We start from the raw sequence: 19313 nt of genomic DNA on the forward strand, positions 1-19313 counted from the left end.
GAGGCCCCTCCCGGACACGAGAGGGGCCTCGACAAGCTCGAACGGCGCTCAGTCGGCGGTGGTGACGACCGCCGGCCGGCGCGAGGCGATGACCTTCCTCGCCAGCGACTTCGGGCTGGTCAGAAAGCCCCAGCCCCACGACATGTGCATGGTGGCCAGGGCCACGGGTATGCGCAGCCGGGCGCCCAGCGACAGGCCCTTGCCGGCCGGGAGCGAACCGGCGGCGATCGCCGCGAGATAGCCGCCCGGGATCACGAGGCCCCACGGGGTCAGGGCCGCGCCCACCACGATCCCGGCCGCGATCGCGCACACGGCGGTCGGCGGGGCGAGATAGCGCAGGTTGATGGAGCCCTCGTGGTAGCGGGCGACGACGTGCCGCCAGCGGCCGTAGTCCTTGTACTGCTTGGCGAGCGCCCTCACGTTCGGGCGCGGCCGGTAGGAGACCCGCAGCTCGGGCGAGAACCAGATCAGGCCGCCCGCCTCACGGATGCGGAAGTTCAGCTCCCAGTCCTGGGCGCGGATGAACTCCTCGTTGTAGCCGCCCTGTTGCTCCAGCGCCGCGCGGCGGAAGACACCCAGGTAGACCGTCTCGGCCGGGCCCGCCTCGCCGCCGGTGTGGAAGGCCGCGTTGCCCACGCCGATCTTCGAGGTCATCGCGGCCGCGACCGCATGCTCCCAGGCGTTCTCGCCCTCGGCGTGCATGATGCCGCCGACGTTCTGCGCGCCGGTCTCCTCCAGGAGGCGTACGGCGGTGGCGATGTAGTTCGGCGAGAGCATGCCGTGGCCGTCGACGCGGACCACGATCGGATGGCGGGAGGCCTTGATCGCGGCGTTCAGCGCGGCGGGGGTGCGGCCGGTGGGATTCGGGACCGTGTGCACGCGCGGGTCGTTCCGTACGAGCTCGGCGGCGATCTCGTCCGTGCGGTCCGTGGACGGACCCAGGGCGATCACGACCTCCATCTCGCCGTCGTACTCCTGCGCGAGGATCGCTTCGACGGCCCCGCGCAGATGCCGCTCCTCGTTGAGGACGGGCATGATCACAGACACGGCGGGGAGCCGCACGTCGGACTTGGCGTTCATCGGTGCTCACGTTACCGCGTACGGGGGACACCGGTGCGCGCCGCAGGGTGCACTGCCCCGGTGCGCAGATCGTATGGCCCTACGGTGCTCACGGTGCCCACCCACGCCATATGCGGAGGTGTCCCTGCATGTCCACCACGCCGCCCCGGTCGTCCCCGCAGTCCCGGCCCGCCGCGCGGTCCCGGCGAGGGTCCCGGCAGGCCGCCGTACCGCAGCGGCCGGACGGCGTGCCGTACGCCCCGGTGCCGCGCCGCAGACCACGCTGGGCCATGCGGGCGGCGACCACGCTGTCGGTGGTGGTGCTCGCCTCGGCCGGGATCGGACACGCGGTGGTCTCCAGCCTGGACGTCGGCATCGTCCGGGTCGACCCCTTCAAGGACATGAAGAACCGTCCGCCCAAGGGCCACGGGATGAACGTCCTGCTCGTCGGCACCGACGGCCGGGACAAGATCAGCGCCCAGGAGCGGCGCAGGTACCGGCTGGGCGGGCAGCCCTGCCACTGCACCGACACGATGATGATCGTGCACCTGTCGGCGGACCGGGAACGCGCCAGCGTCGTCAGCCTGCCCCGCGACTCCTACGCCGAGCTGCCCGCCCATGTCGACCGCAACACCGGCAAGCGGCACGGGCCGCACCCGGTCAAGCTGAACGCGGCCTATGCCGAGGGCGGACCGAACCTGACCGTGCGTGTGGTCGAGGACATGACCCGGCTGAAGATCGACCACTACCTGGAGGTGGACTTCACCACCTTCATGCGCACCGTCGACGTCCTCGGCGGCGTCCAGGTCTGCACCGCCGAACCGCTGAAGGACTCCTACACCGGCCTGGACCTGCCCGCCGGCACCCACACCCTCACCGGCGGCCAGGCCCTGCAGTACGTCCGCTCCCGCCACGTCGACGGGGCCAGCGACTTCGGCCGGATGCAGCGCCAGCAGCGCTTCCTGGCCGCGCTGATCGAGCGCGCGACCTCCTCCCGGGTGCTGCTGAACCCGATGAAGTTCCGGGACGTGACCCGGGCCGTGCTCAGCTCGGTACGCGCCGACCAGGGTTTCCACACCGAGGAGCTGCTCGACCTCGGGCGGGCGATGCGGAGCTTCTCCCCCTCCTCCTCCGAGTTCACCACCGTCCCGGTCGAGCAGACGGCCTTTCCCGTGAGCGGGCTCGGCTCGACCGTGAAGTGGGACAAGGCCAAGGCGGAGCAGCTGTTCCGGACGCTGCGCGAGGACCGCCCGCTCGCGGTGCGCAAGCCGTCGCCGCGGCGGGACCGCACCGTGGCCGTGGAGGTCGCCCCCCAGAGCATCCGGGTCCAGGTGGAGAACGGCACCACCACGGTCGGGCTCGGCAGGCGCGTGGACACGGCGCTGGCCGGGGCCGGCTTCCTCACCACCAAGGCCCCCGTGGACTCCAAGGAGCGCGGTGTGAAGCGGACCGTGGTGCTCTACGACCCCCGGTGGGACCGCTCGGCGCGGTCGCTCGCCGCCGCGCTGCCGGGAGCCGAGCTGCGGGCCGTGCCGGGGCAGGGCCCGACCCTCAGGGTGATCGCGGGCGGCGACTTCCGCCAGGTGCGCAAGGTGCGCGTGGAGGACCCGGTGCAGGGCGCGGCCCGCGTGGTCAGGGGCGACGAGGTGCAGTGCGGGTGAGGCCGGCGGGAGCTCAGTCCTCGTGGCCCTCCGCCGCCCGCTGCTCCCGCAGCTCCTTGATCGCCCGGCGGCGGGCCAGGCGGTGGGTGCGGCGTATCTGGGCCTCCTGGTAGCGGCGCTTGTCCCGCTCGGTCTCGGGCTGGACCGGCGGCACGACGCGGGGCTTGCCGTCGGCGTCCACGGCGGCGAAGACCAGGTAGGCGGAGCCGACCTGGGTGGGCGGGGTGGACTCGTTCCAGCGTTCGGCCAGGACGCGGACGCCCACCTCCATGGAGGTCCGGCCGGTCCAGTTGACCTGGGCCTTCACATGGACGAGGTCGCCGACCCGGACGGGCTCCAGGAACACCATCTCGTCCATGGAGGCGGTGACGGCGGGACCGCCGCTGTGCCGGCCGGCCACCGCGCCCGCCGCGTCGTCGACCAACTTCATGATCACACCACCGTGCACCGTACCCAGGAGGTTGGTGTCGTTGTGGGTCATGATGTGGCTGAGGGTGGTGCGGGACGCCGAGGTCGGCTTGCCCGGGATTTCCGCGGTGCCGGTTTCCGCGACGAAGGCCTGGTCTGTCATGGCCCCCACCTTATGCCGAGGCGACATAGGGGGGATTTGTGTCGGCTTCGCAACAGCCGTGACCTGATTTTCCGACGGCCCTTGTACGCCATACGGGCGAGACCTGCACACTGGGGCCCATGAATGATTGGCCCGAGGGGTGGTCCGGCGACGAGCGTGGACCCCGGTACGGACGCGGCAGCGCCGGAGCGCAGCCGGAGGGCGCGCGCGTGATGCGCCAGGTGCGGCGCGGCGGCCCGGCGGTACCGCCCGGGCAGGGCGCCTACGGCGGGCAGCGGCCCGCGGCGCCCCCGCACGGAGTCCCACAGCAGCCGTCGTACGTCGACGGCGGCTACGCGGACGGTTACACCGACAGCGACGACGGTTACGGCTACGACAGCGGCTACAACACCGGACAGGTCTACGGCCGGCCGGGCGGCGACGGCCCCGGCGGCCCGGGCGAGGGCCGCACCCGCGGTCCCCGTCCCGCGCCGAACTGGGGCCGTCGCATCAAGTGGACCGCGATAACCCTGGTCACCGCGCTGGTGGTCACCTCGGTGGCCACCTACTTCTGGGCCGACTCCAAGCTCCACCGGGACGTGGACCTGTCCAAGGTCATCGACCGGCCGGAGGCCGGCAAGGGCACGAACTACCTGATCGTCGGTTCCGACAGCCGCGCGGGCATGTCCGCCGAGGACAAGAAGAAGCTCCACACCGGCTCCGCCGAGGGCAAGCGCACCGACTCGATGATGATCCTGCACGTCGGGGACAACGGCGACACGCTGATCTCCCTGCCGCGCGACTCCAACGTCACGATCCCGCAGTTCCGCGGCTCGGAGTCCGGCAAGATCAGGCCCGCGATGGGCGCGAACAAGCTGAACGCGGCGTACGCCTTCGACGGGCCGACCCTGCTGGTGCGCACCATCGAGTACAACACCGGCCTGCACATCGACCACTACGTGGAGATCGGCTTCGCCGGCTTCGCCAACATCGTGGACGCGGTCGGCGGCGTCGAGATGACCATCGACCAGCCGTTCAAGGACAAGTGGTCCGGCGCCGACTTCAAGGCGGGCAAGCAGAAGCTGAACGGCGAGCAGGCCCTGGCCTTCGTCCGCACCCGGCATGCCTTCGCCGCCTCCGACCTGCAGCGCACCAAGAACCAGCAGAAGTTCCTGTCCGCGCTGGCCCACCAGGTGGCCACCCCGTCGACGGTTCTCAACCCGTTCAAGTTCTATCCGACGGTGGGCGCGGGCCTGGATTCCCTGGTCGTCGACAAGGACATGAGCCTGTGGGACCTGGCCTCCATGTTCTGGGCGATGAAGGGCGTCAGCGGCGGTGACGGCAAGTCCATGAACATGCCGATATCCGGCTCCACGGGCGGCAACCTCGTCTGGGACAAGGCGAAGGTCAAGACCCTGGTCGACGAGTTGAAGAACGACGAGACGGTGACCGTCTCCGGCAACTGACCGGACGGCCGCCGGGCAGCCGGACGGCCGCCGGACGACCTGTCAGGGGGCGAGGGCCCCGCGGTACACGGCCGCGGGGCCCTCGCCGTCGCGTCGGCCGGATCACATCCGGGCGCCTGTCATCGCGCGACACATCTCCGCGCAGCGGCGACACGCCTCCGCGCAGCGCTGCATCATCTTGTCCTCGGGCATCGACATACACGCCTCGGCGCACATGTCACAGGCCTTGGCGCACATCGCGCACATCTCGGCCGCCATCGGCGAGCGGCGCATCATCATGTCCGCGCACATGCGCGTGGTCTCGGAGCAGTCCATGAGCGCGCGCATGATCTGCATCTGCGCCTGGCCGCCCATCTGCATGCAGGAGCTCATGGCCTCCTCGCAGACGGTGTGGCAGGTCATGCACGCCTCGACGCAGTCCTGCATCTGCTTGCTCATGGCAGTCATGGTTCCGGGCTGGGTCATGGCTCCTCCTGGGGGGGCGAAGGGAGCCGGGGCCTCGGGGCGGGCCCCGTGCCCTTCCGTCGTACGCTCCTCGGCCGCTCTCCGCCATCCGACGGAAGCACGGAATCCGCTACGCCCGCTCGGGTGAGGAGCCGCCCGGTGCCCGCGCCCGCCGCTCACCCCGCCTTCGCCGGGTCGATCCCGTACAGTGCGGAGGCCGCCCGGGCCTGGGACATGTCGCAGGTCCCCTGCTCGTCGGCCGGGGCGAGCCACAGCGGCACCAGGCGGGACGCGGTGGACGAGGAGTCCATCCGCAGATAGTGGCAAGTGCCGTCGACGCGCAGCGCGAACACGTCCACGCCCCCCCCGGCGGGGCCGCCGGAGACCTCGCTCACGGTGTCCTGCGCGGCGACCAGCCGCTTGTCCCTCAGGAAGTCCACGGCGCCCCGGGCGGTGTGCGGGTATCCCGCGGTCGTCATCCGCCGGGAGGCGCCGGTGGACTGCTGCGCGAGCAGCGCGCCCATCTGCGCCACGAGGCTGCCCGGCCGGCCGTCGGACCGTACCGCCGGGCAGTCCACGGCGGCCTTTTTGACGCTGTACGTGCCGACGGCGAAGGTGTAGCGGTAGCAGCGGACCGGATAGGCGTGCGCGTCGACGGTTCCGGTCTCCGGCGGCACCAGCCCCAGCATCACCGTCATCGTGTGCGTCCTGCCGCCCGGCCCGCCCGGGGTCGTGCCCGAGCTCAGCAGCACTCCTCCGTGCGCCTCGGTCTGGGCGACGAGGGTTCCCTCGGTGAACTGTCCTCCGTAGGTCTGTCCCGGCGAGTAGAAACCCACGTTCAGGTCCGCCCGCAGATCCTCGGCGAGCCGGTCGGCCTGCGCGTCGACCGCCGCCGTGTCCTCGGCGGTCACCCTCTGGTACGCCAGCGTGCCCCCCACGCCGCCTGCCCCGGCCACCAGCGCGGTCAGCACGAACAGCAGCCCGCGGACCAGAGGCCCGCGCCGCCGCTGTTCCGCGTGGGGCCGCCCGTCGGAGCGGGCCTCCGTCACATCTGCGGCCACGTCACCTCTCCCGTCGGCAGGACGTCTCACCTGCCGACGGGACGCCCGGATCCCTCGATGCCCGCCGATCCTGCCATTCCCCTCTTCAACGCCTGCACGGGGCCGGGAACTTGCCGGTGCGAGCGCAGATGTTGTTCCGCAGGGCCGAGCCGACAGGCGCTGTCGGCGGTCGTGGCGAACGCGGGAATCGCCGAGGGTGGCCCTTTCGCGACATCGGATCCCGCCTCATGGCGCCGTGTCGTCGACGTCAACCTGACAGGCAGCGCCCAAACGGCACGGGCGTTCCTGCCCGATCTGACAGTGACGGCGGGTTACTTCCTGCAGATCGCGTCGCTCGCGTCACTCGGAGCCACCCCGATGATGAGCGCCTACTGCGCCTCCAAGGCGGGCGTGGAAGCCTTCGCGCACGCCCTGCAAGCCGAGGTGGCGCACGAGGGGGTCGCGGTGGGCGTCGCCTATCCCGCCTGGGCGGACACCGACATGATCCGCGAAGCCGAGGGCTTCGCGGCCCTGCACGAACTGCGCGCCCACATGCCGCCCGGCGTGCGGAACATCCGTCCGGCCGACGTGGTCGCCGCCCGGCTGGCTCGCGCTGTGGAGCGCCGCAGCACCGCTGTCTACATCCCGGCGTGGCTGCGTCTCCTCCAGCCCCTGCGCTGGGCCCTGCCGCCCGTGGTGCTACGGCTGGCCCGCCGCGATCTGCCCCGCTGGGACGCCGGGCGGCCGCTGCGCGCCACGGGCAGGCTGGGCGCCGGCGGACGAGCCGACCTCGCCGCGGCGGCACCGGACGACGGCCGACCGGGCTGATCCCCCGCCCACGGCGCCGCAAGCGCCCCACGCCGTCGGGCGGGGCGGGCGCTGCCCGGAGCAGTCCACGACATCAGGGCCGCGCGAACCCACGGCATCATCGACGCCCCGGAGGGGGACGCCGTCCGCCGGTCAGCAGGCCGTCAACCGCTCGCACGCGAAGATCCGCGCGCTCGTCGAGCAGGCCAGGGCCGCCCTGAAGACCTGCCAAGGGCGTCCCTCCGGACCTTCGAAACCCCTGCCGACCTGCAAATCCTGCTAGGGAAGGTTCCTTGCCATCACGATCCGCTGAACCTGGTTCGTGCCCTCGTAGATCTGGGTGATCTTGGCGTCGCGCATCATGCGCTCCACCGGGTAGTCGCGGGTGTAGCCGTAGCCGCCGAGGAGCTGGACGGCGTCGGTGGTGACCTCCATGGCGACGTCCGAGGCGAAGCACTTGGCGGCGGCGCCCTGGTAGGTGAGGTCGGCGTCGCCGCGCTCGGAGGCGGCGGCGGCCTGGTAGGTCAGCGCGCGGGCGGCCGAGATCTTCATGGCCATGTCGGCGAGCATGAACTGGATGCCCTGGAAGTCGGCGATCGGCTTGCCGAACTGCTTGCGCTCCTTGACGTAGCCCTTGGCGTAGTCGAGAGCCCCCTGGGCGATGCCCAGGGCCTGGGCGGCGATGGTGATGCGGGTGTGGTCCAGGGTCTTCATCGCCGTGGCGAAGCCGGTGCCCTCCTCGCCGATCATGCGGTCGGCGGGGATGCGCACGTTGTCGAGGTAGACCTCGCGGGTCGGGGAGCCCTTGATGCCGAGCTTCTTCTCCGGGGCGCCGAAGGAGACGCCCGGGTCGGACTTCTCGACGACGAAGGCGCTGATGCCCTTGGAGCGCTTCTCGGGGTCGGTGACCGCCATCACCGTGTAGTACTCGGAGACGCCCGCGTTGGTGATCCAGCGCTTGACGCCGTTGAGCACGTAGTGGTCGCCGTCGCGGACCGCCTTGGTCTTCATGCCGGCCGCGTCGGAGCCCGCGTCCGGCTCGGAGAGGCAGTACGAGAACATCCCGTTGCCCTTGGCGAGCGGGGCCATGTACCGCTTCTTCAGGTCCTCGGAGCCGGACAGCAGCACCGGCAGGGAGCCCAGCTTGTTCACCGCGGGGATCAGCGAGGAGGACGCGCAGACACGGGCCACCTCCTCGATCACGATGACCGTCGCGAGGGCGTCCGCGCCCGCGCCGCCGTACTCCTCGGGAACGTGCACGGCGTGCAGGTCGTTGGCGACCAGTGCCTCCAGGGCCTCCTGCGGGAAGCGGGCCTCCTCGTCCACCGCGGCGGCGTACGGCGCGATCTTCGCCTCGGCCAGCGAGCGGATGGCGTCGCGGAGCATGTCGTGCTCCTCGGACGGGCGGTACAGGTCGAAATCAGCCGATCCGGCCAAGGTCTCTCACGCTCCAAAGCGACCAGTGTGACGCTAACTACCGTTAAGTAACCCGAATTTTAGGTGCCTGCCCGCGCAAGTGATACGTGAGCTTGGCGACAGCAGGGACATTGCCCGTCGATGGGCTTGCGCATACCCCCGATATGCTCGGGCAGCGCATCACCCTCGTCCCTCCTGGAGCATCCATGAGCCTCAAGATCACCGTGATCGGCACCGGCTATCTCGGCGCGACGCACGCCGCGGCCATGGCCGAGCTGGGGTTCGAGGTGCTGGGCCTGGACGTCGTCCCCGAGAAGATCGAGATGCTGCAGCGGGGCGAGGTCCCGATGTACGAGCCCGGTCTGGAGGAGCTGCTGCGCAAGCACGTGGCCGGTATCGAGGGCTCCAGCGGGCGGCTGCGCTTCACCCGGGACTGGGCGGAGGTGGGCGCTTTCGGCGACGTCCACTTCGTCTGTGTGAACACCCCGCAGAAGCACGGCGAGTACGCCTGCGACATGTCCTACGTCGACTCCGCGGTCGCCTCGCTCGCCCCGCATCTGACCGGGTCCGCGCTGGTCGTCGGCAAGTCGACGGTGCCGGTCGGATCGGCGGACCGGCTGGCCCGGACGATCGCCGAGCTGGCGCCCGCGGGCGAGGACGCCGAGCTGGCCTGGAACCCGGAGTTCCTGCGCGAGGGCTTCGCCGTCCAGGACACGCTGCACCCGGACCGGATCGTGGTCGGGGTGCGCAGCGAGCGGGCGGAGAAGCTGCTGCGCGAGGTGTACGCCACGCCGATCGGCGAGGGCTCGCCCTTCGTCGTCACCGACTTCCCCACCGCCGAGCTGGTGAAGACCTCCGCGAACTCCTTCCTGGCCACCAAGATCTCCTTCATCAACGCGATGGCGGAGGTGTGCGAGGCCGCCGGCGGCGACGTCGCCAAGCTGGCGGAGGCGATCGGGTACGACGACCGGATCGGGAAGAAGTTCCTGCGCGCGGGGATCGGCTTCGGCGGCGGCTGCCTGCCCAAGGACATCCGCGCCTTCATGGCGCGCGCCGGTGAGCTGGGTGCCGACCAGGCGCTGACCTTCCTGCGCGAGATCGACTCGATCAACATGCGCCAGCGCGGGCAGATGGTGGAGCTGGCCCGGCAGGCGCTGGGCGGCGGACCGTTCCTCGGCAAGCGGGTCGCGGTGCTCGGTGCCACCTTCAAGCCCGACTCGGACGACGTACGCGACTCGCCCGCCCTCAACGTGGCCGGGCAGATCCATCTCCAGGGTGGCCAGGTCACCGTCTACGACCCCAAGGGGATGGAGAACGCCCGGCGCGTCTTCCCGACGCTGGGGTACGCCGAGTCCGCGCTGGAGGCGGTCCGGGGCGCCGACGTGGTGCTGCACCTGACCGAGTGGCGCGAGTTCCGCGAGCTGGACCCGGCCGAGCTGGGCGAGGCCGTCTCCTCCCGTCTGGTCCTCGACGGCCGCAACGCGCTGGACCCGGAACTGTGGCGGCGGGCCGGATGGACGTACCGGGCGATGGGTCGCCCGACGGCCTGAGCCGTACGCGCAGCCGAACGACCGGCCTCGTCGAACGACCGGCTCGTCGAACGACCGGCTCAAACAACCGGCCCATAGGAGGCGACGCCGGTTCGGCCGAGGCTCAGTCGGCCGAACCGGCGTCTTCCCGCATTCTGCACCATCCGCCTGGGCGCCACCCGTACCAGCGGAGCGAGGGTCACGGCGCCTTGGCGCGATACCGGCGCATCTTCGCGCGTGCCCCGCACACCTGCATCGAGCACCAGCGCCCGCGGCCGGCCGGGCTGCGGTCGTAGTACGCCCAGTGGCAGGTGACCGCCTCGCAGGCCTTCAGCCGGGTCCAGGTGCCGGCGACCAGCGCCTCGGCCACAGCGGCCGCGACACGGGAGGTCAGGGTGGTGGCGCCGGCGGGGGCGAGGGCCGCGGAGCCGTCCTGGGCGTCGATCGCGACCAACAGCGGGGCGCGCGCCAGCAGCTCGCCCAGGGGGGTCACCTCACGGTGCGGCGGGTGCCCGGCGTGGGCGAGCAGCGTGGCCCGCAGGGACTCGCGCAGCTCGCGTGCGGCCGGCAGTTCGGCCTCGGCGATCCCGAAGCGCTCCCGGACGTCCGGTGAGTCGAGCGAGTCGCCGCCCGACTCCAGGTCCAGTGTGTTCACCAGGGACTCGACCAGCGCCAGGCCCGCGGGCGCGGCCGATCTCTCACTCATGGCTGCGACGGTACCTCGAAAAGCTGTTGCGCCGTTACCGGCCATGGGGGAGCATGCGGTAACCGTTACCGGTTATCCGGTTCTACGGGTAACCAGTACTCCTCGGGAGGAAGTCATGGCTCTCGCCAAGCTGGGTGTCGTCGTCCTGGACTGTCCCGAGCCGCGCGCGCTCGCCGGTTTCTACGCCGAGGTGCTCGGCGGGACGGTGGAGGGCGAGGGCGACTGGGTGGACCTGAAGGTGCCGGGCGGTCCGTCGCTGGCGTTCCAGGCGGCGCCCGGGCACGTGCCGCCGAAGTGGCCGCGGTCCGACCGCTCGCAGCAGTTCCACCTGGACCTTGTGGTGGAGGACCTGGACGCGGCGGAGAAGGGCGTCCTCGCGCTCGGCGCGGAGCCGCTGGACGCGACGGACCGCACCCGCACCTTCCGGGTCTACGCCGACCCCGCCGGCCACCCGTTCTGCCTGTGCGCCTGCTGAGCAGCGCTCGTCAGTCGCTGTATCGGTAGCGGGCACCGCCCGTCAAGGCACCGAGTTCTTCCGGTCTTCCCTGGTCGTGCCGAGGGCTGCACCGCTGGTACCGGAAAACGGGACCGTCGAGGTATCCGTTTTCCGGTACCCGGCTCAGCCGTCCAGTTCCTCGATCGTCGCGTTGGACGGTCCCCGTGTGGCGCGCAGGTCGCGGGAGACGTCCTCTGCGGCGCCGAGCACGCGTACCGCGTTCTGCCAGGTCAGCTTGGCCAGGTCGGAACGGGACCAGCCGCGGTCCAGCAGCTCGGCGATCAGGTTGGGGTAGCCGGAGACGTCGCCCAGACCGTCGGGGGTGAAGGCCGTGCCGTCGTAGTCGCCGCCGATGCCGAGGTGGTCGATGCCGGCGACCTCGCGCATGTGGTCCAGGTGGTCGGCGACCGTGGCGGCCGTGGCGATGGGGCGGGGGTTCGACTCCTCGAAGGCCCGGTGGACCTTCATGGCCTCCTCCGTGGTGTCCAGGTGGTGGAAGCCGTGCGCCCGCATGTTCTCGTCGGCCGCGGCCGTCCAGTCGACGGCTGCCTGGAGGACGAACTTCGGTACGAACGTCACCATGGCCATGCCGCCGTTGACGGGCAGGCGTTCGAGGACGTCGTCGGGGATGTTGCGGGGATGGTCGCACACGGCCCGGGAGGAGGAGTGGGAGAAGATCACCGGGGCGTCCGAGGTGTCCAGCGCGTCCCGCATGGTCGTCGCGGCCACGTGGGAGAGGTCCACGAGCATGCCCAGGCGGTTCATCTCCCGGACCACCTCGCGGCCGAACGCCGACAGTCCGCCCACGCCCGGCTCGTCCGTCGCCGAGTCCGCCCACGCCACGTTGTCGTTGTGGGTGAGCGTCATGTAGCGCACGCCGAGCGCGTACAGACCGCGCAGGGTGCCGAGCGAGTTCGCGATGGAGTGGCCGCCCTCCGCGCCCATCAGCGAGGCGATACGGCCGTCCGCGCGCGCCGCCTCCATGTCCGCGGCGGTCAGCGCGGGGGCCAGGTCCGCCGGATAGCGGGCGAGCAGCTGCCGTACGCAGTCGATCTGCTCCAGGGTCGCCGGGACCGGGTCGGGCAGGTCCGCGCGGACGTACACCGACCAGTACTGCGCGCCGACGCCGCCCTCGCGCAGCCGCGGGATGTCGGTGTGCAGGTGGGCGTTCTGGGCGGCGGCGATGTCGCGGGCGCCGAGGTCGTAGCGGACCTGCTCGCGCAGCGCCCAGGGCAGGTCGTTGTGACCGTCGACGACCGGGAACTCGCGCAGCAGGTCCCGGGCTTCCTCGAGGGAGGCCATCGGCGTCACTTCCCCGTGCCGAAGCCGAAGCCGCCGGCGCCCTCGACCTTGGCGCGCAGCCGCTTGCCCTTCTCGGTGGCCTGGTCGTTGAGGTCCTGCTGGAACTCCCGCATCCGGCCGAGGAGCTCCTCGTCGTGGGCGGCGAGGATCCGGGCGGCGAGCAGGCCCGCGTTGCGGGCGCCGCCGACCGAGACCGTCGCGACCGGCACGCCGGCCGGCATCTGCACGATCGACAGCAGCGAGTCCATGCCGTCCAGGTACTTCAGCGGGACGGGCACGCCGATCACCGGCAGCGGGGTGACGGAGGCCAGCATGCCGGGCAGGTGGGCGGCGCCGCCCGCGCCCGCGATGATCACCTTCAGTCCGCGCTCCGCCGCGTGCTCGCCATAGGTGATCATCTCGCGGGGCATGCGGTGCGCGGAGACGACGTCCACCTCGTAGGAGATCTCGAACTCGTCGAGCGCCTTGGCGGCGGCCTCCATGACGGGCCAGTCGGAGTCCGACCCCATGACGATGCCAACAACGGGGCTCATTCGGTGATCGTGCCTCTCAGGTATCCGGCTGCGTGACGGGCGCGCTCCAGCACGTCGTCCAGGTCGTCGCCGTAGGTGTTGACGTGTCCGACCTTGCGGCCGGGCTTCACGTCCTTGCCGTACATGTGGATCTTGAGCTGGGGGTCGCGGGCCATGCAGTGCAGGTACGCGGAGTACATGTCGGGGTAGTCGCCGCCGAGGACGTTGACCATGACCGTCCACTCGGCGCGCGGGCGCGGGTCGCCCAGCGGCAGGTCGAGGACGGCGCGGACGTGGTTGGCGAACTGGGACGTGATCGCCCCGTCCTGGGTCCAGTGGCCCGAGTTGTGCGGGCGCATCGCCAGCTCGTTGACGAGGATGCGGCCGTCGCGGGTCTGGAACAGCTCGACGGCGAGGTGGCCGACGACGCCGAGTTCCTTGGCGATCCGCAGGGCCATCTCCTCGGCCTGGAGCGCGAGGGTCTCGTCCAGGCCGGGGGCCGGGGCGATGACCGTGTCGCAGACGCCGTTCACCTGCCGGGACTCGACCACCGGGTAGGCGACGGCCTGGCCGTGCGGGGAGCGGACGACGTTGGCGGCCAGCTCGCGGACGTAGTCGACCTTCTCCTCGGCGAGGACCGGGACGCCCGCCCGGAACGGGTCGGCGGCCTCCTCGGCGGACTCCACGACCCACACGCCCTTGCCGTCGTAGCCGCCGCGGACGGTCTTCAGGACGACCGGGAAGCCGTCCCCCTCGGCCGCGAAGCGGACGACGTCCTGCGGGTCGGTCACGATGCGGTGCCGTGGGCAGGGCACTCCGATCGCGTCGAGTCTGGCGCGCATCACCCCCTTGTCCTGGGCGTGCACCAGCGCGTCGGGGCCGGGGCGCACGGGTATGCCGTCCGCCTCCAGGGCCCTGAGGTGCTCGGTGGGCACGTGCTCGTGATCGAAGGTGATCACGTCGCATCCGCGCGCGAACTCGCGCAGCGTGTCCAGGTCGCGATAGTCGCCGATGACGACTTCGTTCACGACCTGCGCCGCGGAGTCCTGAGGAGTGTCACTGAGAAGCTTGAACCTGATGCCCAGCGGGATGCCCGCCTCGTGTGTCATACGAGCGAGCTGGCCACCGCCGACCATGCCGACTACCGGGAACGTCACGCCCCCAGAGTATCGGCCGCGCCACCATGACCGAATTTGCCACCACGCCCCCACCCACCTCGGGCGGCCGGCTCACCGTCCCGGGCCGTCAGCCGGCCGTCTCCCGCCGCCAGTCCCACCGCCTCCAGCCGACAGTCCCCTGCCCGCCTCTCGCCGCGTGCCCGCCGGTCTCCCGCTGAGTGCCGTACGTCGCTCGTTCGTGCCGTCGGTCGTTTCGGGTGGGCTTCGGTGGTCTCTTACCGACCGTTTCGCGCACTCTTTCCTGTCTCTTCCGGGGCTCTTTCCGTCCCGTTTCCCGGCTCATGGCCCGTCCCCAGGCGCGGCCACCAGCCGCTGGTTAGCATGGCGTGGTTGACGCAATCGACCCGGACGGGGGCCTGCACGACCATGGGACGTGGTTCCTCGGGGCACCGAACGGCGCCCCCGACGCCCCGGGACGCGCTGCTGGGGCGCGTCGGCCGGCTCTGGCGGGAGGCCGTCAAGTTCGGTGCGGTGGGCGGAGCGGGGCTCCTTGTCAATCTGCTCGTGTTCAACCTGGTACGGCACGTCACCGATCTGCAGGTGGTGCGGGCGAGCGTCATCGCGACCGTCGTCTCGATCGTCTTCAACTACGTCGGCTTCCGGTACTTCACCTACCGGGACCGCGACAAGAGCGGCCGCACCAAGGAACTGACCTTGTTCCTGCTGTTCAGCGTGGTCGGACTGGTGATCGAGAACGGCGTGCTGTACCTGGCGACCTACGGGTTCGGCTGGGACAGCCCGCTGCAGAGCAACGTCTTCAAGTTCCTCGGCATCGGCATCGCGACCCTGTTCCGCTTCTGGTCCTACCGCACCTGGGTCTTCCGCGCCCTGCCCGCCCGGGAGGCCGTGGCCGACGCGGAGTCGTTCCTCCACGCGGAGGCACAGGCGAAGAGGCCACGCCCGACCAGGGTCTCCCGCTGACCGACCGACCCCTCCGGCACCGTCGGCCTACCGCACCGTCGGCTCCGCCTCCGCCGGTTTCTTCAGCGGGGGTGTGCGGGACAGGAACAGTCCGAAGACCGGCGGCTTGGCCTGGAGGAGTTCCAGGCGGCCTCCGTCGGCCTCGGCCAGGTCGCGGGCGACGGCCAGCCCGATGCCGGTGGAGTTGCGGCCGCTGATCGTGCGCTCGAAGATCCGCGCGCCCAGGTCGGCGGGGACGCCCGGACCCTCGTCGGTGACCTCCACGACCGCCTGGTTGCCGGTCACGCGGGTGCGCAGCGCCACCGTGCCGCCGCCGTGCATGAGCGAGTTCTCGATCAGCGCGGCCAGCACCTGGGCGACCGCGCCCGGTGTGCCCACGGCCTGCAGGTGCCGCTTGCCGGAGCTGACGATCGCGCGGCCGGCGCTGCGGTAGGCGGGCCGCCACTCGGCGATCTGCTGCTGGAGGACCTCGTCGAGGTCGAAGGAGACCGCGGAGCCGATGCGCGGGTCGCGGGAGTTGGTCAGCAGGCGCTCCACCACGTCCGTCAGCCGCTCCACCTGGGTGAGCGCGACGTTCGCCTCCTCCTTCACCGTGTCCAGCTCGTCGGTGAGGGTGATCTCCTCCAGGCGCATCGACAGCGCGGTCAGCGGCGTACGCAGCTGGTGGGAGGCGTCGGCGGCCAGGCGCCGCTCGGCGGTCAGCATCCGGGCGATCCGCTCGGCGGAGGAGTCCAGCACATCGGCCACCCGGTCCAGCTCCGGGACGCCGTAGCGCTTGTGCCGGGGACGCGGGTCGCCCGAGCCGAGGCGTTCCGCGGTCTCGGCGAGGTCGGTCAGCGGGGAGGCGAGCCGGTTGGCCTGACGGATCGCGAGCAGCACCGCCGCCACCACCGCCAGCAGCGCCACCAGGCCGATGATCAGCAGCGTACGGCCGACCTCGCGGGTGACGGAGGAGCGGGGCTCCTCCATCCGGACGGTCTCGCCCTGCTCGCCCTTGGCGGTGGAGTGGATCACGTCGCCGTCCGGCTTGGTGCCGACCTCGATGGCCGGACGGCCGGGAATGCCGATCACCGCGTACTGGCCGGGCGCCACCTGGTCGTGCAGGATCCGCGCGTCGACCGTCTCGTCGCCGAGCAGCCGGCTGTCGACGATGCTGGCCAGCCGGAGCGCCTCGGAGTCGACCCGCTCCTGGGCGCTGTTGCTGATCGTGCGGGTCTCCACGATCACCAGGGAGACGCCGAAGACGGCGATCACCACGAGCACCACGGCGAGCGTGGACTGGATCAGTCGACGGCGCATGACCTCTTACCCGTACTTACCCGTAAGCATCCGTGAGCAGCCCTGGGGCGGCCGCTCAGCTCTTCTCGAAGCGGAAGCCCACGCCGCGCACGGTCGCGATGTACCGGGGGTTCGCCGCGTCGTCGCCGAGCTTCTTGCGCAGCCACGAGATGTGCATGTCGAGGGTCTTGGTCGACGACCACCAGGTGGTGTCCCAGACCTCCCGCATCAGCTGGTCGCGGGTGACGACCCGGCCCGCGTCCCGCACGAGCACCCTCAGCAGGTCGAACTCCTTGGCGGTGAGCTGGAGCTCCTCGTCGCCCATCCAGGCGCGGTGGGACTCGACGTCGATGCGCACGCCGTGCGTGGCCGGCGGCTGCTGCGGCTCGGCGGCACCGCGCCGGAGCAGGGCCCGGACCCGGGCGAGCAGTTCGGCGAGGCGGAAGGGCTTGGTGACGTAGTCGTCGGCGCCCGCGTCCAGGCCGACGACCGTGTCGACCTCGTCGGCGCGCGCCGTGAGGATCAAGATGGGCACGGTGTGACCGTCGGCGCGCAGCCGGCGGGCGACCTCCAGGCCGTCCATACCGGGCAGACCGAGGTCCAGCACGACCAGGTCGACGCCGCCCTGCATTCCGGCGTCGAGTGCGGTGGGTCCGTCCTCACGCACCTCGACCTCGTAACCTTCCCGGCGCAGTGCGCGGGCCAGCGGCTCCGAGATGGACGCGTCGTCCTCGGCGAGCAGTACACGGGTCATGGGGTGATGGTAGTCCGACGGTGCCGCCTGCTGGGTTGGTGCTGCGGTGTGATCGACATCGGGCGCTCTTACCTTTCGCCCCTGGGGTCACGGAGCCCCCTAGCGTGGGCGCGGACCCGCGCGTCCCCCGGTCCGGACCATTGACCGGGGGATGCGATCCTTGAACAGGCCCCTCGTTTACACCTTCGAAAGAGTGGGCGCGGTTCCCCTTGGGCCTGTGATCCGCGTCTCAAGTCCTTCCATACCGGGCGGTGTCCTGCCGTATGGTGAGCTGAACGCCTGTAGCACGCAGCGGACCTTTGGCGCTCATTCGACGCTGAGGGTCCCTTTTGTGTGCGGGCCGGCTCCGACCGGCCTTGAAAGGAATGACCTAGGGCCGGGCCTCATCGCACGCTTGACGCGTCGTGAGGCGTGGATCCCGGTGGCCGCCGTCCGTCGCTCCGAGACCCGGGGCGGACTCCCCCTGGGCGTGGGGTGGACGACCGTCCTGCCGGTGCCGGCCGCCCCCCACCGGGCGCGCGGCGGCTCGTCGCCGCGCGTCCCGACCAGCAAGGAACGACCATGGCGTCCAGCCTGACGAAGGACTCGGTCCGCCCGGGCACCCCCGGTTCCGAGAAGACCTTCTTCGGCCACCCCCGCGGCCTGGCCACCCTCTTCATGACCGAGATGTGGGAGCGCTTCTCCTACTACGGCATGAGGGCTCTGCTCCCGCTGTACCTGGTGGCTCCGGGCGGCCTGCACCTGAGTGCGGCCACCGCGACCGCGATCTACTCGGTCTACCTCTCCCTCGTGTACCTGCTCGCCCTGCCGGGCGGCTGGTTCGCCGACCGGGTGCTCGGCCCCCGCAAGACCGTCGCCGTCGCCGGCGCGGTCATCATGCTGGGCCACCTGACGCTGGCCCTGCCGTGGGCCGGCAGCTTCTTCGCCGGTCTCGGTCTCGTCGCCATCGGCTCCGGCCTGCTGAAGGCCAACATCTCCACGATGGTCGGCCACCTGTACAAGGGCACCGACGACCCGCGCCGGGACGGCGGCTTCACGATCTTCTACATCGGCATCAACCTGGGTGCCTTCGCCGCGCCGCTGGTCATCGGCACGATCGGTGAGAACGTCAACTGGCACATCGGCTTCGCGCTCGCCGCGCTCGGCATGGCGCTGGGCCTGGCCCAGTTCCTGCTCGGCTCCCGCCACCTGGACGCGCGCTCCGACGTCGTACCGACGCCGCTGTCCGCGCAGGAGAAGTCGGCCGTGCTGCGCAAGTCGGCCCTGTGGGCGGCCGTCGCGGTCGTCTTCTACGCGATCGTCGGCTTCTCCGGCGTCTACACCCTGAACTGGCTGCTGGTCCCGATCACCGTCGCCGGTCTGCTCATCCCGATCCTGGTCATCGCCCGGATCAAGCGGGACAAGGACCTGGACCGCACCGAGCAGTCGAAGATGACCGCGTACATCTGGTTCTTCGTCGCCGCGGCCGTGTTCTGGATGATCTACGACCAGGGCGGTTCCACGGTGTCGCTGTTCGCCGAGGAGTCGGCCAAGAACAGCGTCCTCGGCTGGGGCTTCCCGGTCTCCTGGTACCAGTCGGTCAACCCGGTCATGATCATGGCGTTCGCGCCGGTCTTCGCCTGGCTGTGGGTCGCGCTCGCCCGGCGCGGCAAGGAGCCCAGCACCGCGGTGAAGTTCGCGATGGGCCTGCTGCTCATCGGCGCGTCCTTCTTCCTCTTCCTGGCCCCGCTGGCGATCGCCGACGGCGGTCACAAGGCGGCCGCGCTGTGGCTGGTGGCGATCTACTTCGTGCAGACCGTCGGTGAGCTGACGCTCTCCCCGGTCGGCCTGTCGGTCACCACGAAGATGGCGCCCGTGAAGTACGCCTCCCAGATGATGGGTGTCTGGTTCCTGGCCGTCACCGCCGGTGACGCCACGACCGGTCTGCTCTCCATCGCCGGCGTCGACCTGAACAAGACGGGCATCGTGACCCTGGAGGCGGCCCTCGCCGCCGTGGCCGGTGTGGCGGTGTGGATGTACCGCAAGAAGGTCAAGGAACTCATGGGCGACGTGCGCTGACGTCCGCAGACGTACGCGCGTCTCCGGCTCGTCGCTTCGCCGGTCGTCCGTTGCACTGGAAGGGCCCTCGCATCCCGTACGGATGCGAGGGCCCTCCGGCGTTCGCGGGAGCCGCCACGCGGCGGGCTCCTGAGAC

At 71.1% G+C, this 19313-nt stretch carries 17 protein-coding genes and 2 pseudogenes; 8 read left to right on the forward strand and 11 right to left on the reverse strand.

The features are described from left to right. Positions 1-48 precede the first annotated feature (48 nt). On the reverse strand, positions 49-1080 hold the full coding sequence (locus tag IE318_RS12005) for a glycosyltransferase family 2 protein (RefSeq protein WP_189899529.1): 1032 nt from the start codon (positions 1078-1080) through the stop codon (positions 49-51). A gap of 128 nt (positions 1081-1208) precedes the next feature. Here IE318_RS12005 and IE318_RS12010 point away from each other — a divergent pair, with 128 nt between their 5' ends. After that, on the forward strand, positions 1209-2720 hold the full coding sequence (locus tag IE318_RS12010; protein WP_189899531.1) for an LCP family protein: 1512 nt from the start codon (positions 1209-1211) through the stop codon (positions 2718-2720). A gap of 13 nt (positions 2721-2733) precedes the next feature. On the opposite strand, the gene IE318_RS12015 is transcribed toward IE318_RS12010, so the two are convergent. Continuing rightward, positions 2734-3318: an acyl-CoA thioesterase gene (locus tag IE318_RS12015; protein WP_189899533.1), complete on the reverse strand. Its 585-nt coding sequence runs from the start codon at positions 3316-3318 to the stop codon at positions 2734-2736. A gap of 92 nt (positions 3319-3410) precedes the next feature. Between IE318_RS12015 and IE318_RS12020 the strand changes: the two genes are divergently transcribed. Continuing rightward, a complete protein-coding gene (locus IE318_RS12020) occupies positions 3411-4736 on the forward strand; it encodes an LCP family protein (RefSeq protein WP_189899535.1) in 1326 nt (441 codons plus the stop codon). 102 nt (positions 4737-4838) lie between these two features. Here the strand turns inward: IE318_RS12020 and IE318_RS12025 are convergent, their stop codons facing one another. After that, positions 4839-5201 carry a four-helix bundle copper-binding protein gene (locus IE318_RS12025; protein ID WP_030164213.1) on the reverse strand — a complete coding sequence of 121 codons (363 nt, stop codon included), beginning with the start codon at positions 5199-5201 and terminating at the stop codon, positions 4839-4841. Positions 5202-5356: 155 nt separating this feature from the next. Then, positions 5357-6241, reverse strand: coding sequence for a hypothetical protein (locus IE318_RS12030; RefSeq protein WP_189899538.1), 885 nt, complete (start codon positions 6239-6241; stop codon positions 5357-5359). A gap of 162 nt (positions 6242-6403) precedes the next feature. Here IE318_RS12030 and IE318_RS12035 point away from each other — a divergent pair. Together IE318_RS12035 and IE318_RS12040 are read left to right on the forward strand one after the other, a co-directional pair. After that, a pseudogene (locus IE318_RS12035) lies at positions 6404-7048 on the forward strand (SDR family NAD(P)-dependent oxidoreductase); the annotation flags it as partial. A gap of 39 nt (positions 7049-7087) precedes the next feature. Continuing rightward, positions 7088-7253 (forward strand): annotated as a pseudogene (locus IE318_RS12040) (IS5/IS1182 family transposase); the annotation flags it as partial. A gap of 53 nt (positions 7254-7306) precedes the next feature. Here IE318_RS12040 and IE318_RS12045 read toward each other — a convergent pair. Next, positions 7307-8464 (reverse strand): acyl-CoA dehydrogenase, encoded by a 1158-nt coding sequence (locus IE318_RS12045; RefSeq protein ID WP_030164195.1) that lies wholly within the window; start codon positions 8462-8464, stop codon positions 7307-7309. Between the two features lie 185 nt (positions 8465-8649). Here IE318_RS12045 and IE318_RS12050 point away from each other — a divergent pair, with 185 nt between their 5' ends. Continuing rightward, on the forward strand, positions 8650-9993 hold the full coding sequence (locus IE318_RS12050) for a UDP-glucose dehydrogenase family protein (protein WP_189899540.1): 1344 nt from the start codon (positions 8650-8652) through the stop codon (positions 9991-9993). A gap of 178 nt (positions 9994-10171) precedes the next feature. On the opposite strand, the gene IE318_RS12055 is transcribed toward IE318_RS12050, so the two are convergent. Next, positions 10172-10678: a CGNR zinc finger domain-containing protein gene (locus tag IE318_RS12055; RefSeq protein ID WP_189899542.1), complete on the reverse strand. Its 507-nt coding sequence runs from the start codon at positions 10676-10678 to the stop codon at positions 10172-10174. A gap of 115 nt (positions 10679-10793) precedes the next feature. On the opposite strand from IE318_RS12055, the gene IE318_RS12060 reads away from it, so the two are divergent. Then, positions 10794-11153, forward strand: coding sequence for a VOC family protein (locus IE318_RS12060; RefSeq protein WP_189899544.1), 360 nt, complete (start codon positions 10794-10796; stop codon positions 11151-11153). A 144-nt stretch (positions 11154-11297) separates the two neighbouring features. Here the strand turns inward: IE318_RS12060 and IE318_RS12065 are convergent, their stop codons facing one another. Genes IE318_RS12065 through IE318_RS12075 form a run of 3 tightly spaced genes read right to left on the reverse strand, consistent with a single transcriptional unit; the run spans position 11298 to position 14145 of the window. After that, positions 11298-12476 carry a dipeptidase gene (locus IE318_RS12065; RefSeq protein ID WP_189899546.1) on the reverse strand — a complete coding sequence of 393 codons (1179 nt, stop codon included), beginning with the start codon at positions 12474-12476 and terminating at the stop codon, positions 11298-11300. A 5-nt stretch (positions 12477-12481) separates the two neighbouring features. Continuing rightward, entirely contained in the window at positions 12482-13009 is a 528-nt protein-coding gene (purE, locus tag IE318_RS12070) for a 5-(carboxyamino)imidazole ribonucleotide mutase (RefSeq protein ID WP_078916899.1), read from the reverse strand. After that, entirely contained in the window at positions 13006-14145 is a 1140-nt protein-coding gene (locus IE318_RS12075; RefSeq protein WP_189899549.1) for a 5-(carboxyamino)imidazole ribonucleotide synthase, read from the reverse strand. Before IE318_RS12075 ends, purE begins: the two co-directional genes overlap by 4 nt. 387 nt (positions 14146-14532) lie before the next feature. Here IE318_RS12075 and IE318_RS12080 point away from each other — a divergent pair, with 387 nt between their 5' ends. After that, positions 14533-15087, forward strand: coding sequence for a GtrA family protein (locus IE318_RS12080; protein ID WP_189899763.1), 555 nt, complete (start codon positions 14533-14535; stop codon positions 15085-15087). 27 nt (positions 15088-15114) lie between these two features. On the opposite strand, the gene IE318_RS12085 is transcribed toward IE318_RS12080, so the two are convergent. Together IE318_RS12085 and IE318_RS12090 are read right to left on the reverse strand one after the other, a co-directional pair. Next, positions 15115-16386 (reverse strand): sensor histidine kinase, encoded by a 1272-nt coding sequence (locus IE318_RS12085; protein WP_189899551.1) that lies wholly within the window; start codon positions 16384-16386, stop codon positions 15115-15117. 55 nt (positions 16387-16441) lie between these two features. After that, on the reverse strand, positions 16442-17119 hold the full coding sequence (locus IE318_RS12090) for a response regulator transcription factor (protein WP_020940464.1): 678 nt from the start codon (positions 17117-17119) through the stop codon (positions 16442-16444). Between the two features lie 561 nt (positions 17120-17680). On the opposite strand from IE318_RS12090, the gene IE318_RS12095 reads away from it, so the two are divergent. Continuing rightward, positions 17681-19177 carry an oligopeptide:H+ symporter gene (locus IE318_RS12095; protein ID WP_189899553.1) on the forward strand — a complete coding sequence of 499 codons (1497 nt, stop codon included), beginning with the start codon at positions 17681-17683 and terminating at the stop codon, positions 19175-19177. The last annotated feature ends 136 nt before the right edge of the window (positions 19178-19313 follow it).

Source organism: Streptomyces spiralis (genome assembly GCF_014654675.1).
Taxonomy (GTDB): domain Bacteria; phylum Actinomycetota; class Actinomycetes; order Streptomycetales; family Streptomycetaceae; genus Streptomyces; species Streptomyces spiralis.

Excerpts from the sequence above, each read along its gene's own strand:
- IE318_RS12085 (WP_189899551.1), bottom strand. The coding sequence starts at position 16,386 with ATGCGCCGTCGACTGATCCAGTCCACGCTCGCCGTGGTGCTCGTGGTG.
- IE318_RS12055 (WP_189899542.1), bottom strand. The coding sequence starts at position 10,678 with ATGAGTGAGAGATCGGCCGCGCCCGCGGGCCTGGCGCTGGTCGAGTCC.
- IE318_RS12060 (WP_189899544.1), top strand. The coding sequence starts at position 10,794 with ATGGCTCTCGCCAAGCTGGGTGTCGTCGTCCTGGACTGTCCCGAGCCG.
- IE318_RS12095 (WP_189899553.1), top strand. The coding sequence starts at position 17,681 with ATGGCGTCCAGCCTGACGAAGGACTCGGTCCGCCCGGGCACCCCCGGT.
- IE318_RS12080 (WP_189899763.1), top strand. The coding sequence starts at position 14,533 with ATGGGACGTGGTTCCTCGGGGCACCGAACGGCGCCCCCGACGCCCCGG.
- IE318_RS12050 (WP_189899540.1), top strand. The coding sequence starts at position 8,650 with ATGAGCCTCAAGATCACCGTGATCGGCACCGGCTATCTCGGCGCGACG.
- IE318_RS12090 (WP_020940464.1), bottom strand. The coding sequence starts at position 17,119 with ATGACCCGTGTACTGCTCGCCGAGGACGACGCGTCCATCTCGGAGCCG.
- IE318_RS12025 (WP_030164213.1), bottom strand. The coding sequence starts at position 5,201 with ATGACCCAGCCCGGAACCATGACTGCCATGAGCAAGCAGATGCAGGAC.
- IE318_RS12005 (WP_189899529.1), bottom strand. The coding sequence starts at position 1,080 with ATGAACGCCAAGTCCGACGTGCGGCTCCCCGCCGTGTCTGTGATCATG.
- IE318_RS12010 (WP_189899531.1), top strand. The coding sequence starts at position 1,209 with ATGTCCACCACGCCGCCCCGGTCGTCCCCGCAGTCCCGGCCCGCCGCG.
- IE318_RS12020 (WP_189899535.1), top strand. The coding sequence starts at position 3,411 with ATGAATGATTGGCCCGAGGGGTGGTCCGGCGACGAGCGTGGACCCCGG.
- IE318_RS12065 (WP_189899546.1), bottom strand. The coding sequence starts at position 12,476 with ATGGCCTCCCTCGAGGAAGCCCGGGACCTGCTGCGCGAGTTCCCGGTC.
- purE (WP_078916899.1), bottom strand. The coding sequence starts at position 13,009 with ATGAGCCCCGTTGTTGGCATCGTCATGGGGTCGGACTCCGACTGGCCC.
- IE318_RS12015 (WP_189899533.1), bottom strand. The coding sequence starts at position 3,318 with ATGTCGCCTCGGCATAAGGTGGGGGCCATGACAGACCAGGCCTTCGTC.